The following is a 15,249-nucleotide window of genomic DNA, read 5'->3' on the forward strand; positions in this document are numbered from 1 at the left end:
ATTTATCCGCCTGAATTTTCCAGTAATGGAAGGTGGCTAACTTCAGATTATTTTCGCGACAGTAAGCGGATTGGGAGAGTCCGCTGTTTCGCCAGTTATCAAGATGCTGCTGTTTTTGCTGTTTGGTATATGGCATGGTTTATTCTCAAGCAGAGGATGTGATGGCGAGAATAATGATCGTGACCAACGAGGCTGACAAGGTGAGATGGCCGGATGTTTACATTGGGCTAGGCCACAGAGCATTTTTCCCTAGGGTAGGCTTAACCCTGTGGCTCTCGGTAATCCGTGAGTTGACATCAACTAATCTTAGAACGTATTTATCGCTGACAAAGTGGAAATCATAAAATACAACCGATGAATTTTTACCATCGCTGACAGATCAGATGGTGCTTTTGGGTTGATGAGATTAAGAGAGATGCGTTTGTCAGTATCGGTAAAAATCATCGGCAGCTATTGATTGGTGATGGTGATGCTGCCTCAGTTGATCATGTTGAGTGAGATCTGACCTTCGATTCACTCAACACTTGCGCTGTTTAATCAGCGATGATCAATACTTTTCTGCCCGTAACATTAACTCATGGTATTGACTCAACAATGCCAACCAGCGTGTGTTGATCTGGCTGATCAATTGCGGTGATGGCGCTTGTTTTTGTGCAATCGATTCACTCAGTTGCCATAACAGGGCATCCAGTGGTTGCCCACTTGTCAGATCACGCTCCATCTTCTCTAGCGCTGTTATCACATCGGCAGTGGTAACTTCATTATCAATCTCAATGCTCTGTTCCTGAGATCTTAATTTTCTAGACAGCCGCCACAACTGATGTTTTACTCGCGAATAGCTGTCAAGTATGGGTAGCTGCTCGCGCCAGTCCGCCAATAACTGTTCCCAACGTAGGCTATGCAGCATTTGGACTGGTGACGTTGGCCATTTTTGCCGAGCCTGAGCAACGATGCTATCCCCCCACTGCAGGGTGGCTAATGGGGTAAGACTCGCCAGTTTATCAAGTTGTGCACCATATTCTGCCAACTCAGGTTGCTGTTGCCAGAGTTGCACCGAGCTTGGCATGTTTTGGCGCAATGAGGCCAACTGTTGCGCCATGGGTTGGATGTAGCTGAAATAGGCGATTGCAGCTACTAGCAAGCAGAGCAATATCCCAGTAGCAGCACCGCGCAATAACATGCCGGGCGCGGGCACCAGTTTTTCCACCTCAATGGGTTTCTCCACCTCAACCAGTTTTTCTACTTCGACAATTTTTTCAACCGTGACGACTTTCTCAACTTCAACGATTTTTTCCACTTCCACCAGTTTTTCGACTTCCACTATCTTTTCGACTACCTTTTCCACTTCAACGATCTTCTCTATCACCAGTGGTTCAGGTGGTGGCGGTGGAGTCGGCTTTGGTTTGGCAACCGGTTTCGGCGCTGGTGCCGGTTCCGGTTCTGGTGCTTCAAGCTGTTTTATTGTCTCTTGCATGAAATAGAGCAGATTTTCTATCCGTGAAGCACGCGGCAGTGCGGCTTGCTGTAGCGTGTCGCAGATGCGGCGTAGTGCCTGCTCGGCTCGCTTCGCCAGAGGAATAGTCGCGCTATCAAACGGATATTGCCGTACACAACTGCCAACCCGACCGTTGAACCAGTCGAGAATATCGAGCCGCGCTGTTGCCGGTGCCGGCCACATGGCTGACCAGTGATCAGCGATCAGTGTTGCTAATAGCTCCACCCCTTCAGTAAAACCCTTCAATCCACCGGTGTGGCTACGTGCTACGGTGTAATAGACTGCGGTTTGCAGATCGACACCATGATGTTCAAACAGGTTGGCGGCCAGCTCAGTGATCTGCGGCCAATCGACCTCCGGCCGAGCAGGATGGTTGATTTTGTTGATCTCATTGCGTAGCGCGCCAAATTCCGCCACGTTACGCGGATCGCCCCCGACTGACAATGGTGGCAATCCTGGTGGCGTCTGTTGGTTGTTAGCCATAAATGATACATCCTTGACAGTGAAGGTGTTATGGCCGCCAACTGCGCGGCGGCCACACAACGGGTTAGATTAAATCAGGTGGTTAGGCAGCACCGAGTGGTTGCCAGCCACCCCTCGACAATGTCCACTTTAATACAGGGTATCTGACAGTGTGAACTGACTAAATAGCCCTCCGGCAAACGGGTTATCGGATTCATCAACATGGATACGGTAGGTCATTTCACCATCAGCCACCTTGAAGCGCACATCAAACACATTTGGCCGCACGTTAGTCAATTCACCGGCATTGACCAAGCGTAGCTGTGCCCACGGGCCACTAAACTCGATTGAACGTGGTGATTTGCCGCTCTCATTCGGTACCAGTGTTAATTTGCTTTCCACGACTGAACGCATTGAGTTAGGCCAAATCAGGTTGACTTTATGGCTACGACCATGCGCGTAGTCAATCAGTTGTCCATCTAGGTTTAGTACGCTGCGCCGCTTGTTACCGCTTAGCGTTACTGGTTCCATGGAGAACTGAGCACCGAGGCCATTTTGCGCAGTGAAGAAGGTATTGCGGATCTTCTGTGCATGGGCCAATTGCCGCAATACATCTGGGCGGATCAGCAGTTGATCTTGCTGACCAGTAGCCAGATTGTTCTCAACAAACGGCTTCAGATGCTGCTGATAGAAGCTGTCCAAGGTACCTTTTGGCGCAAAGAAACGTTCAAACTCACTCAACGGCACATCCTGTTTGGAGTTTGGATTGAACGGATAGCGCCCTGCCAGATAGGTGCGGTACTGTTTGACTACGGTGTTATTCCACTCAACTTCCAGCGAGCGCAGTGCTTCACGCATCACCACACGCCAGGCTTGTTCTGCCAGGCCGCCTACCCAGCGATTCAATGGCTCCGGTAGCCCTTTCGCCAATTGCTGTACTTCAAAAATTGGGTCACTGCTGTTCTGATCCAAACGCAGTTGCACTGCTTTCATCGCTGCTTTGCCCGGTGTCGGTGAGTTTTGGATCGCTGACAGGTAGCGGTGCAGTTGGGTCAGTTTTTGATACACACTTTGCAGCACGCTCTCTTTTTCGCTGTTTTCCACCAATACACTGGTTTCTGGTGCAAATTCGCGATGTATGCGGGTTAACAGTAGGTGATCCGGTTTTTCTGATCCTTTGCCAGCCAACCCATCCGGCAGTAATGGCGGACGGGTATTGTCATTGAGCGACTGTAACGCCCAGCGGAATGGCTGTTCACCACTGGTCACCTGTTCCAGCGTGCTGATTGCCTGTGGCAGATCGGCAAATTCACGTACTGAGAGGTTACTGAGTGCGGTACGCCACATCGCAATATAGTCGCCAAGATAGAGTTCCGTGACCTGACGCTGGATCTCACGGCGGTCTGCTTCGCTGTATTCGATGTTTTTCGACAGGTTGAGAACCCAACTGTCTACCGCAGTCAGGTCGATCAACTGTTCGTTCTGTTTAACAAAGTACTCTTGCAGTCCTTTGCGCGTTAAAAACTGCGGGATTTGCAGCCACTGTGGGTTGCTGGCGACAAATACACCATCGAAGCTGGCACCAACCACATCACGCATATTCAGCCCCGGCGGTAGTGACTCTTGTGCTTTCAGACGCAGGTTTTGATAAACCCGCTGGTACGGCAGCAGTTTGCTCAGTTCCTGCTGTGCCAACTGGATTGGGGTATGGTAGGGTTCAAAACTGCTGATGGCGATGACATCGCCTTGGCGACGTTTTGCTGCCCAATCAGTGTGTTTTAACGCATATTCCAGATGACTCATTAAGCGCTGCTGTAGTTCTCGCTGGCCAGTAAATTCGGCACTCCAGCGTTGGCTCATGTAGTGGCGTACCAGTGGGATATTACGCCCACCGCCATCATCGAGCATCCGCATCACGCGCAGGATCTCCAGCTTTTCTTCGCTGCCTTTCGGTGCCGCATTGAGGCGTGTCAGTAGTCCGCTCATTAACGCAGGGACAAAACGGCGTTGTAGCAGTTGCAGGTAGGTGCTCTCGACATACGGGCCGATATGGTTGCCTTGATACAGCCCCATGTCCGCGAAAAATGTTGGTTTTTCATGGTAGTTACCGTAGGCCAGTGTCGCATCGCGGATCGGGTTCAGCAGCGGAAGCTGTAGGTTGCCATACGGGTCTTGCGTTTTAGGTACAGGGATGGAGAGGAACAGTTTCGCCTGTGCCAATACTTCCTGTCCAGCACGGTAGTTGATCTGGTAGTAGTAGTGCCAGCCCACCCAACTTGCTGAGACAACGATTGCACCCAGAGAGGCACACAGTGCTAAGCGACGACGTGTGCGGCGTAGCCAACGTGCGTTTTCACTGGCCAGATTGGGTTCAGCGAGCAGCACCCGATCAAACAGTGCCCGACTAAAATAAGGCGTGCTGTCAGCAACAGGCCATGTGGGGAAGGCTTGCGGTGCCAGATGGTATTGTGCTGCCGCCGATTGGGTAAACAGATCATCCATCTGCCCACGCTGTTGCGCCGAGGTGAGGTAAACTCCACGCAGCAGTAATTGCCCGGGTTGGTCTCCGGCCAGTAATCCTTCCAGTAACATGACTACGCTGTCACGCATCCCTTGCATCTGGCGAGTAAAGCTGAACAGTTGGCTGCGTTGTCCAGCATCAACCTGGTTGAGCATCATGTCCAGCATCGCGCCATTGAGCTGTGCCAGCCACTGTTGCCAGAATTGTGTCACTACGCCTTGCCAGTTGTGCTCCTCTTCCGGTGTCAGCGTAACGCCCAAAACTTCGTCGCGCTGTGCTTTGTCCAGGCTTTGATACATCGCTTCAAAACCGTACAGTAGGTCAAGTTTGGTGAACACCACATAGAGTGGCAACTGGCTATGTAAGCTCAGGCGTACATCCATCAGGCGTTGATGCAGGCTGGAAATGTAGTGCTCGCGCTGTGCTTTGTTGGCGGTCAGCAGTTGTGGCAGATCAACGGTCAGGATCAGGCCATTAAGCGGTTGCCGGGTTCTGTGAGTGAGTAACCAGTCGAGCAGTGCCTGCCATAAGCGGCCATTTAGCGCTGTTTTGCCTTCACTGCTGACTGCTGGCTGTTCGATCAGTTCACCCGAGGGATCAAAAAGCACCGCTTGCTCTCCTAGCCAGCAACGGACACGCAGTGGAGAAGCTCCCTCAATGCTGAGCATCTCTGGACCAACAATATCGACCAGTTTGCAACTTTCTTTAATCAGCGTGCTTTTGCCACTTCCTGAGGCGCCCAGTACCAGATACCACGGCAGATGATAAACAAATTTTGGCACCCCTAAATGACGCTGAAGTTGCTGTTGCCAAGCGTTGAGGTAAACCTGTTGTTGTTCGATATCAACCAGTACTGGATCGTTAATCTGTGTTTGTGCCTGTAGTTGTAAGTGCTCCAGTTGTTGTAGTCGTCGTACCAGTTTGATACTTATCCAGCAGACGGCAACCAAGATAAATAGTGCAGTGACCAGCCAGCGACTCAGCAGCGGTTCAAATGGCTGCATTTTGCGCCATTGCCATTCAGGGCCATATATCCATACCCAACCCAGTGCTAGGCAGGCCATGATCACCAGCAAAACCGGCAATGAGGCTTTTAGCCGTGGCAGTGCCGGTTTTGTCAGACGCAAAAAAGAAAACGAGGGCAATTTCATTCAGTGATACTCCTGTTACATTCGCTGGCATTCATGCTGTTAGCTGCCGCTGTTTTTCTGCCAGTAACGTCATTAGTGCAGGCTCCCATTGAGTGAGCTGCAATTGCTGTCCTATCTGCCATAAGTGTTGATACTGCTGTGCAGCTAAGGTGGTTAACCCCGCTTTTTCCAGCAATTGAGCACTGAGTAACTGGTGATAGAAGTGCGCTCTTGGTTCGGCTGTTTCGCCGGTTTGCGGAGCCTGTGCTTCTAATTGCTGTAAGGCTGCCGTCAACCCTTGTTGTTCTAAACATTGCCACAGGTTCTCTTGCTCTACGCCACCACTAGCACTTCCCGAGGCGATAGCGCGTTGACTGGCTGAGTATTGCGTAAGCCAGGCGGCTGATTCAGCAGCAAGAAAAGGCGTGTGATCTGAAAACGACAGGTCAGCTAAGAGTGGAATGCGTGCCAGGAAGCTGTTCAGTTCGTCACACAGTACGCTCGCCACCTCGCTATAACCTAATTTCAGTGCAATCTGTGCTGAGAGCACATGCCCATCCAGCCAGTAAGGGGCTAAGGTCAGGCTTTGCTCTACCTGCTGCCATAACAGTTGATCGGCATTCGGCAGGCGGCCTTGATAATCAGCGATACGATCAGCCGGTACTGCCGCCAGCGGTGTGCGCCCATCACTCTGCGCCATTGGTGCTGTGGTGATGTTGCCCCAGACGATATGGCGGCGTAAGCGGAAACCAATCGCTGCATGTGGCTGATATTCACACAGCAAGTCTGCCATCTTCAGTACCGTTTTACGCCACGCTTTGTCGTTGCTGTTGTCCAGCGTCAAGCTTGGAGCCTGGCTGCTGGTCGTGTCGCTGCTCTCTGCTATTTCTACAGGGCGCTGTGCTTTTGGTTTTGGGGCACGGGCATAACTGCTGCATAACTCCAGTGCTGTTTTGGCCAGTGTCGCCTCTTCATCGCCCCACTGCTCGGCCAACTGTTTCAGTAGTGTTTGTACTGTTTCGCGCTGTAGTACCGTTGCACGTTGAGTAAAGTGCTCGCTAGCCGTGTCAAAGCGCTTCAGTATCTGCTGGGCAAAGCGCCGTTTGTGGCGTAAATCCTGCGGTGCAGCACTGTGCCAGAAGTGCTTGATATAGTCGGTGAGCAGCGTGATGGCCAGCATGACTTCATCCGGTTGTCCGGCATGTTGTAATGTGCGCAGCAGGTGTACCACCAAACGAAAATCTTTGCTCTTTTCTGCCAGTAGCTTCAACGTCTGTTGCTGTAGCGCTTCAATATCCAGCGTTGAATGCGCCAGAGAGCCGATTTTCACCATTTGGCTGTCGATAGCTTCCCAGTCAGGATCATCATCTACCAATGACTGTGCGATCTGCTCAGCCGTCAGAGGGGTAAGCAGTAGCTGATGCCAGGGATGTTGTGTTGTTGTTTCCATTGTTTTCACCAGTGACAAGCGCTACGCAGCGGTTTCAATGCTTGCGGAAGTTGCGCAAGCGTAAAAGTCAGGCGAGAAAAACCGCCATTTTTGCCTTCGATAGTGAGGGTATTGGCATTCATTAACTGTTTGATATTGTCGATTGCATCTAAACCACGGCTGGCTTCCAGGACATAGCCGTTTTCACGGAGGAACCACTGTCCGTCAAAACGATCATTGTCAGTGATCAGCCAGACTGAACTCTCTTTCTGTGGCTCGACTAACGCAACTTGCAGGCGGGTGATGTTGTCGATGCAACTAAACATCAGCACCGGCCTTGGTGGCGCAACGCCCAGTGCTGGGGTGGTGATCACCACCTGTGGATGAGGGCCTTCGCTTTCAGTAGTCAAAAACGCAGTTGAGTGATCGACGCGCGTTTTTTCCTGTGCCATTGCTCGTTGCCAGGCTACCCCCGCCAGTACGGGGGCTAACCGTGCTTCTGGTTTCAACGACAGTGCCTGGTCATAGCAATCCAGCCTGACCAGGGGTGATGTCTCACTACGGCAACGCATTACGACCGCCAATTTTTTCTGTAGTCCCTCATGTTCCGCCGAGGCTGCTGCAGTTGGCGCTACGGTCGATGGAGTCATTAGTGATGCCACATCATAAGCACTTTGCAGCAACAGCGATGTGAGCAGTAACCACACACTCATAACTGATCCCTATACTTTGTTAATTTGTATAACAGTGTGCGCGGGGCAATGCCTAAGCTGTCAGCAATACGCTTGTTGTCGTTGCCATACATGCGTTGGCGCTGTCTGAGTACCGCACATTCAAATGCTTCAACCGCTTCAGCCAGATCATCAATTTTGCTGTAGTCACGTGAGATACCAGGCAGGCTTTGACCGGCCGAACAGCTCAGTGATTGCAGTAGAGAATCCAGTTCCTTCTCACGCTGCTGTTGTGCTTTGAACACTTCACGAATTTGCCGCAGTTGTGCGCGCAGTTGTTCGATCTCTTGCAGTTTATTCAACCGATGTTGAAAAACCTGGCAGTAGATAGCAAACATGCCGCGCGTGTCGGCAAAGCGTGCAATATTCTCAGCAAACACCGCGATGACGCCACAGGCTCGGCCAAGAAAGTCAAACACGGGCAGTGCATAGAGACCACACTCAGCAGGGAGTTGCTGAATAAAACCACGAAAACCCGCATGTTCAATACGCACGCCTTGGTTGAGTGTGTCCCACACTTCAGCGGAGCCGTTGCGTAACACTTGCACCAGCGGATGATTGATATCATCGATATCAACATCCAGATAGGGCGGAACCTGTAGATCCTCCCCTACTGTTTGGCGATAACAATCAAGACGACTTTCGCTAGGATTGAACATCGCTACCATCAGCGCACTAAAGCGCTGACGGTGGTGGTTAACATTAAGGAAGAAACGGATCAGCTGTTCAATCGACTCATGTTCCAGCAGTGCCAGAACACTCTTTAGTCGTTGTCTCATGACACCTCCTCTACCTCTTCAGTGGTTTCTTCCGTGGTTTCACTTGTCGTGATGTCTGGTTGAACATCGCTGTTTTCGGTTGAGGTTGACACCTGTTGCATGCACTCAGCATCTGCTGTCCCTTCTTCTGTTACCTGGGCAGTGAACTGGTTGGCTTCCACACTGAGACAAATTTGGCTGATCTGTGCGCCGGCAGCCATTTTTTGCAATAACAGCAGCGAAAGTGGCGGTAGTAAGGCACCATCAATGATCGACTCCAGCATTCGCGCGCCATTCTCTGCGCGTGTGGTGCGTTGCAGGATCTCTTCAATCACGGTCGCTTCAATCACCACTTCAGCATTGAAGCGTTGGCGCAGTACGTTCTCCAAACGCGCCAGTTTGCTTTCAATAATGGTTTTCAGCGTCTCTTTACCCAGCGGCAGGTAGGGAACCACTTCCATTCTCGCCAGTAAGGCTGGTTTGAAGAAGGCTGCCAGCTCTGGGTAAAGCAATTCGTTGAGCAATTCCGGTTGTTCACTGTGGTCAACAATGGTTTGGTAACCAAGGTTGGAGGTGAGGAAGAACACCACATTTTTGCAGTCAATAATGCGCCCTTCTCCGTCGGCTAACTCGCCTTTGTCGAAAGCTTGATAGAACAAATTGAGCACATCAGGATGCGCTTTTTCTACTTCATCCAGCAGAACCACGGAATACGGTTTTTGTCGGATCGCTTCAGTTAATACTCCGCCTTCACCATAACCGACGTAGCCAGGTGGTGAACCAATCAGGCGTGAGACAGTGTGTTTTTCCTGAAACTCTGACATGTTAATGGTGGTTAGGTACTGGCGGCCACCATATAGCAACTCGGCAATCTGTAGCACCGTTTCAGTTTTACCTACCCCGCTCGGGCCTACCAGCAGGAAGGCGCCCATTGGGCGACCAGGGCGACGTAGATCTGCACGTGCGGTCAATAGGTGTTGGTGCAGGCAGTGGATTGCCACATCCTGCCCTTTGATTTGTTGGCCAAGGAAGCTGGGTAGCTCAGTGACTACTGAGAGTTCACTTTGCGATAACCGATTTAATGGTACGCCAGTCCACTCAGCGATGACAGCAGCGATCTGTTGCTTGTTAACATGAGGTGAGACCAGCGTTTGCTGCTGTTGCAGTTGTGCCAGTTCTGCACTCAGGGTTGCCAGTTCAGCCTGCTGTTCAGCAGTCACGTCTGCTGTTGGTGCCAAGATTTCGGCTCTGAGTGCAATGATCTGCTGCACACGCTGCTGTTGCGTTTGCCAGCCTTCCATTAATGCATTCAACTGCTGTTCAATCGCTTCGCGCTGCTGCTGTAATAACACTAAGCGCTCATCGGGTTGGCCAAGGCTGAGCCGCTGTTCGCGTTGTAACAGTTCGATTTCCATCGCCTGTTGATGCAGCGCTGTTTTCAAGGCGGATACTTGGCGCGGTGGTGCAGTTAAGTTAATCGCTACGCGTGCTGCGGCGGTATCGAGTACGTCAATCGCTTTGTCTGGTAATTGGCGGCCTGAGAGGTAACGATCACTGAGCACTGATGCGGCTTGCAGTGCTTCATCGTCGATCAGTACGCCATGCGCCTGTTCATAAATAACGCGCAACCCGCGCAGGATCACGGTCGCCTCTTCGGCACTCGGTTCTGAGACTTTTACCAGTTGGAAACGGCGTGAGAGGGCGGCATCTTTCTCAAAATACTTTTTATATTCCGCCCAGGTGGTCGCTGCGATGGTTTTCAGTTCACCTCGTGCTAAGGCGGGTTTCAGTAAGTTTGAGATATCCAACCCACCTTGCTGATTGCCAGCACCGATCAGGGTGTGTGCTTCATCAATGAATAGGATGATTGGGCGATCTGATTGGGCGATTTCAGCCATGATGCCCTTAAAGCGCTTTTCAAATTCGCCTTTGACTGCTGCACCGGCTTGTAATGCACCAAGATCCAGTGTCATCAGCTCGCTGTTTTTCAGTTTGTCGGGTACTTGGTCTTCGATGATGCGCAGTGCCAGCCCTTCAATCAGCGCACTTTTACCTACCCCGGCTTCACCCACCACAATCGGGTTGTTTTTGCGCCGACGGCAGAGAATGTCGATCATCAGGTCGATCTCTTCGTCACGGCATAACACCGGATCCAGCTCGCCTTTGCGTGCTTGTTCGGTCATGTTACTGGCATAACGGTTGAGCAGGCTATCACCGTCGACAACATCGGTTTTTCCGGCGGTTCCATTGTTTTTTTCACTGATGGGGACTTCGGCTGAATCAGTTGTCCAACTGTTAAAGTTTTGCCGCAACAATTCGCGGTTGATCGGTGACAACAGTTTGCAGGCAGTCGGTGTTAGGTAGCGCATTGGGCTCATCAGTAGCGTTAGTAGCATTACGCCACTGCGTAGCTGACTGTGCGACATTTCTGTTGATGCTAATAACCAGCTATCCTGCAACCACTCTACCAGCAAGGGTGAAAAACTGGGGTAGGCCTGCGTTACTGTGGAATAGCTGGCAATACGCTGATCAAGTTGTCCTTTTAAGGCATCACTGTCGATGGCTGCTTGATTTAAAATCAGGCGAACATCGCTTAATGGTGTTGAAATCATTTGCATCAATACTTGTGAGACGGTGATTTCTGCCTCTTGAACATTGACGCAGTGTGCGGCCGCCGCTTCCAGTGCATGACGTGCAATCGGGTTTAGGCGGTTTACCAATGTGGGTAAGTCAATCTGGATCATTTCTGCTTCCTAGCTCAATAAATTGTTTAGTTGTTTTAGGATGTCCTGGGTCTGAGTGTGCAGTTGGAAGAAGTAGAACAGATAAATCACTACCAACAAACTGGCACTACCCAACAAAATTTTCTTGATTGTAATGCGGTTAGTTAACTTGTAAGGCTGTACTGACTGGCTTTGCGTCCGGTGCAGTGTTGTCGCAGGAACCTCACCACGTAACTGTTGCAACTGTTGATGCAGACGACGGAATAATTTTTCAAAATCATCATTGTATTGCATCGTCACTTTATAACGACCACGGTAGCCGAGGCAGAAGCAGAGATAGATAAACTCCAGTAAATCCTGGTAGCGTTTAGCCTCACCCAGTAATCGTTCCAGTAGTACGAATACTTTTTCTCCACCCCAGGTTTCATTGTGAAAATGCACCAGCAGTGATTGCTGTAACCAGTCGTTCTGGGTGTTCCAGCCATAACCAAGGGCGGTTTCATCAATAAAGGTGCATAGGACGTAGCGGAATGAGACGATCGCACCAGGTTCATAACCTTTGGTTTGTAAAAACTGCTCGATAGCGCGGATGTCCGCCACCACCTGCTGATAAAGGTGGGGTGGTAACGGTTGATTTTCCATGTCTTTTAGCCGTAGCACCATGCCAAGCAGCGGAGTAGCCGCATCCACCATCGGGTTGAGGCTCTCGCCGCGTAGCGGTAACTGATACTGCCTCTGTGCCAGGTTGTTCTCTGGTTTCAGAAACAGGGCATTGTCGGTTGCGGCATCAACACTCATGTACTACTCCTGATGGCCCAGAATTGCATGTCGAGTTCAGGGAATTCGCCAGAAACGTGGATGGCGATTGAGTTGCCCTGTTGGATTTCTTTCCATGCTGCGGATTTCAGATCAAGCCCAAAATAGACATAGCCTGAATGGTAAGGCAATTGGCGTGGTGCCGCTGAGAGCGAAACCAGTGTTACACCTGGTAACTGTACACTGACCAGATCACGGATCCGATCCAGTGTGGTGATTTTGGTTTGCTGGCTAAACTGTTTGCGCAACTGTTCTTGTGGGATCTGCGCCGAAACTGCCAGTACAAATTCAGCACTGCGTAGCAGTTCACGATCGTTAACAGTAGCAACACGGACACCATTGGCATGTGGTTGTAGCGGCAACGATACTGCGCGTGGTGTCAATACGGTGCTCAACGCACGGCGCATAATTGACAACACCGGCTGGAAGGTGTCGGTCAGGTTGTTGTGCTGATATTTGGGGAAAGTGCCGGCAAGGCGTGAACCATCAGTGAAGGTGCGTAGTTCACCACAAGCCTGGATCAACAGACGATAAAAATCTTCTGGGTGAATAATCGACTGTTCTGCCAGATGGCTGAACAGTGGCTGTATGCGGTTAAACACTTGTAGCATCATAAATTCAGCCACATCAGCAATACCTTGCTGGCCAGGTGAACCGATACGGTTTGCCAGTACGTCAGAACGTTCGATCAGTGTATGTTGCGCTTCATCAATAAAGTTTTTTAATACCGTGGATGCGGTGGTTGTCATGCAGGTTGGGATAAAGTCATCATCCAGTACCAGCGCGCCGTCAGGCGTTTTCTCTTTGATGCGGCACAGTGGTAAGGTTGTGTAGGCACTGAGATCGTCTGAACCTTGCATCAGTCGTGGGGTTAACTGTGCCAGTAAGAGTTGGCAAGAGTCACCGCCTTGAGTGTGTACATCAAAAACATCTTGTAAATTTTCCCGATAACGTACTGAGGTGGCACTCTGGGCACGTTCACTGGTGATTTCATTAATACCATCATTTTGCACTGGCAACGCCAGGAAGATATTACGGCTGTTGGCATCACTGAACTTAACCACATCTAGCGGTTTTGGTGAGTAATCTTGATGGGGAATATCAAATACTGTGCCATCAGGCATACAGCCACTGGCTGCACTCAACCCGATTCGCCCTAGTTTCAATAGATCCTGGTTTATCAGCAGGCTACTAAAGCCATAGCTATAGCCCTGTAGCGAACTGATGCGGCGATGTAGTTGATAATCATTGTGTTTTTGTTGCTGTTGGAAATGTTGTGCTCTGGTGAATAAGCCTTCGTGCCAAATTACTCTATTTTTTATAGACATAGTTATTCCTCCTCTTTCCTTAAGTCAATTTCATTTGATCTTACATGGACAAGCACATGGTAGTTGTGGCCTACCCCATTAATTTTGATTATCTTTTTCCACTCGCTGCGATTGGCGTCGGCATAGTAGGCGACGACGCCCAAATAACGCGCTTTCTCTTCCAGTTTCACGCTGGATAGCGGTTTATATTGGTCAGGTAACAGGGTGTATTCTTGATGATCAATGTAATTTTTGCCCAGCGTCTTCTCTAATGCATCGCTGCTCAGTTGGTCATAATCTGCGGCCAGTAACTTGGAGTCCTCTTTCAGGTAGACCACTGCAATCGAGGTGGGCGAGGCTTCGCCCTTCTCGTTCGGGTTGATGTCCGGCTCAGTCAGCAATGTCATTTGAATTGTTGAAGGTTGTTCAGCATCTCCCCCCACTTTGGTGCTTGGGTCCATGATCACTTTACCGACCTTCTTGGTCGCCTCCCAGGCACCACAACCAGACAACAGAAACACCGAGCAGATGGCAGAGATCAACAGGATGTTTTTACCCGTTCTCATTGCTCACTATCCTTCATGCCTTGCCGCAATGCTTGGTCGTATGCCTGCTCATACACTTCACCAAACAGCTTCTCGAAACCCTGCTGTCTGCTGGAAGAGAGTTCCTGGTAATAGTTTTTGTACATTTCCCACGCCCAGGCTGGATCTCGCTCTTGGCGATCATGGCTACGCAGATACTGTGTAAAGCGTGTCATTAAGCGGTCCGGCGAGAATGCGTCCAGCATGGTGTCGAGCGCTTTGGTGATCGCTTGTTGGTTAGCCTGATAGTGCAAGCGCAAATTGTGCAGGCTTTCAGCAACAGAGGCTGGCGCCGAGAGGTGAACTGGGCTTTTTTGATCAGCAAATAGCAATCTGAGCGTGGTGTCATAATCCATATTTAACCGCAGTGGATTATCCTCGATTGGGCGCAGGTGCTTATCTCTTAAGCCATTTTGGCTACGTTGTAGTGCCAGTAGGCCAACAATCGCCGCTTTTAGTGTTTTGCCGATCTCTTCAAGAAAATCGTTGGCTTCCTGGCTATTCACCAGTGGCAGTTGCGCTCCCAGCCCTCGCATCAGAGGGGTAATAGCAACATGACGTTGCGAAATATCGTCATGCCCTGCCTGATGATGACCGGAAAGCAGCGAGCTGATTTGTGGCAGTTCCATAAATTCCTGATCCATAATGCGCCCCTGACCGTCATCAGAGAATGGCGAAGAGAACAGCGGGTTGCTGTAACGATCCTGTTGCAATGCTTGTTCAAGCCCTGATGCGCTGGCAAATGGATCGCGCGTGGTGAGGCTTTCTGTTTCCAGTACGCGTAATGGGTCATTGCTAAAGCTGTTAGCAACGGTTTCTGCCTGTTGACCATACTGTGGTGCATAGCTACGTGTTTTCACCGCAGCAGTGTCGATCATCGATTCAAGCGGATTGCTGTAGCTCGATACCAATGATTCTGGCGAAACCAGCAGTGGATCACTCATATCGGATCCGGCACGCCCGATGTGACTTTTGATACGTAATTCACCCAAGGTGATTTCATCACCCTGCTGAATGCGCACCGAGCCGGATCGTACTGTGAGGGTAGATTGATTGATCGACACTTGACCATTTAATACCCGTAGACAAAATGCACCATCACGCCATTCAACCGCGAATTGAGAAGGGCTGATCTTGCCGTGCTGATCCTGAATCGACCAATGGTGGCTGTCGTCACTACCTACCACACCACCTTGGGTATCAAATAGGCTGCTGGCTTGTTTCCCACTTGCGAGCTTCTCGCTGTTTATGACTCGCAGTGACAATGCTGATTGTTGTTTATCCATGATCTCT

The 15,249-nt window shown here is 50.5% G+C and carries 11 protein-coding genes; all 11 read right to left on the reverse strand.

Annotation, left to right across the window (positions count from 1 at the left end):
* The coding region (tnpA, locus tag EOJ37_RS15060; RefSeq protein WP_420820621.1) for an IS66 family insertion sequence element accessory protein TnpA at positions 1-136 on the reverse strand (136 nt) is incomplete at its 3' end.
* A 411-nt stretch (positions 137-547) separates the two neighbouring features.
* Positions 548-1,978, reverse strand: a complete 1,431-nt coding sequence (locus EOJ37_RS08735; RefSeq protein WP_127959548.1) for a type VI secretion system ImpA family N-terminal domain-containing protein — start codon at positions 1,976-1,978, stop codon at positions 548-550.
* Between the two features lie 129 nt (positions 1,979-2,107).
* Positions 2,108-5,629: a type VI secretion system membrane subunit TssM gene (tssM, locus tag EOJ37_RS08740; RefSeq protein WP_127959549.1), complete on the reverse strand. Its 3,522-nt coding sequence runs from the start codon at positions 5,627-5,629 to the stop codon at positions 2,108-2,110.
* A 31-nt stretch (positions 5,630-5,660) separates the two neighbouring features.
* A complete protein-coding gene (gene tssA, locus EOJ37_RS08745) occupies positions 5,661-7,058 on the reverse strand; it encodes a type VI secretion system protein TssA (protein ID WP_127959550.1) in 1,398 nt (465 codons plus the stop codon).
* A gap of 5 nt (positions 7,059-7,063) precedes the next feature.
* Positions 7,064-7,750: a type VI secretion system-associated protein VasI gene (gene vasI, locus EOJ37_RS08750; RefSeq protein ID WP_127959551.1), complete on the reverse strand. Its 687-nt coding sequence runs from the start codon at positions 7,748-7,750 to the stop codon at positions 7,064-7,066.
* Positions 7,747-8,547, reverse strand: a complete 801-nt coding sequence (locus tag EOJ37_RS08755; protein ID WP_127959552.1) for a Fis family transcriptional regulator — start codon at positions 8,545-8,547, stop codon at positions 7,747-7,749. The genes vasI and EOJ37_RS08755 overlap by 4 nt, the downstream gene beginning before the upstream one ends.
* Positions 8,544-11,270, reverse strand: a complete 2,727-nt coding sequence (gene tssH / locus EOJ37_RS08760) for a type VI secretion system ATPase TssH (protein ID WP_127959553.1) — start codon at positions 11,268-11,270, stop codon at positions 8,544-8,546. The genes EOJ37_RS08755 and tssH overlap by 4 nt, the downstream gene beginning before the upstream one ends.
* 9 nt (positions 11,271-11,279) lie before the next feature.
* Positions 11,280-12,047: a type IVB secretion system protein IcmH/DotU gene (icmH, locus tag EOJ37_RS08765; protein ID WP_127959554.1), complete on the reverse strand. Its 768-nt coding sequence runs from the start codon at positions 12,045-12,047 to the stop codon at positions 11,280-11,282.
* The gene (gene tssK / locus EOJ37_RS08770) at positions 12,044-13,393 is read right to left on the reverse strand and encodes a type VI secretion system baseplate subunit TssK (protein WP_127959555.1); all 1,350 of its coding nucleotides are present in this window, start codon (positions 13,391-13,393) and stop codon (positions 12,044-12,046) included. The genes icmH and tssK overlap by 4 nt, the downstream gene beginning before the upstream one ends.
* A gap of 2 nt (positions 13,394-13,395) precedes the next feature.
* Complete coding sequence (gene tssJ / locus EOJ37_RS08775) at positions 13,396-13,938, reverse strand: type VI secretion system lipoprotein TssJ (RefSeq protein WP_127959556.1); 543 nt, start codon at positions 13,936-13,938, stop codon at positions 13,396-13,398.
* On the reverse strand, positions 13,935-15,242 hold the full coding sequence (gene tagH / locus EOJ37_RS08780; RefSeq protein ID WP_127959557.1) for a type VI secretion system-associated FHA domain protein TagH: 1,308 nt from the start codon (positions 15,240-15,242) through the stop codon (positions 13,935-13,937). The genes tssJ and tagH overlap by 4 nt, the downstream gene beginning before the upstream one ends.
* Between the last annotated feature and the right edge of the window lie 7 nt (positions 15,243-15,249).

The sequence above is a fragment of the Serratia microhaemolytica genome, assembly GCF_004011885.1.
GTDB classification, from domain to species: Bacteria; Pseudomonadota; Gammaproteobacteria; order Enterobacterales; family Enterobacteriaceae; genus Serratia_G; species Serratia_G microhaemolytica.

Coding starts and splice junctions, on each gene's coding strand:
- EOJ37_RS08735 (WP_127959548.1), bottom strand. CDS start 1,978: ATGGCTAACAACCAACAGACGCCACCAGGATTGCCACCATTGTCAGTC.
- tssM (WP_127959549.1), bottom strand. CDS start 5,629: ATGAAATTGCCCTCGTTTTCTTTTTTGCGTCTGACAAAACCGGCACTG.
- tssA (WP_127959550.1), bottom strand. CDS start 7,058: ATGGAAACAACAACACAACATCCCTGGCATCAGCTACTGCTTACCCCT.
- vasI (WP_127959551.1), bottom strand. CDS start 7,750: ATGAGTGTGTGGTTACTGCTCACATCGCTGTTGCTGCAAAGTGCTTAT.
- EOJ37_RS08755 (WP_127959552.1), bottom strand. CDS start 8,547: ATGAGACAACGACTAAAGAGTGTTCTGGCACTGCTGGAACATGAGTCG.
- tssH (WP_127959553.1), bottom strand. CDS start 11,270: ATGATCCAGATTGACTTACCCACATTGGTAAACCGCCTAAACCCGATT.
- icmH (WP_127959554.1), bottom strand. CDS start 12,047: ATGAGTGTTGATGCCGCAACCGACAATGCCCTGTTTCTGAAACCAGAG.
- tssK (WP_127959555.1), bottom strand. CDS start 13,393: ATGTCTATAAAAAATAGAGTAATTTGGCACGAAGGCTTATTCACCAGA.
- tssJ (WP_127959556.1), bottom strand. CDS start 13,938: ATGAGAACGGGTAAAAACATCCTGTTGATCTCTGCCATCTGCTCGGTG.
- tagH (WP_127959557.1), bottom strand. CDS start 15,242: ATGGATAAACAACAATCAGCATTGTCACTGCGAGTCATAAACAGCGAG.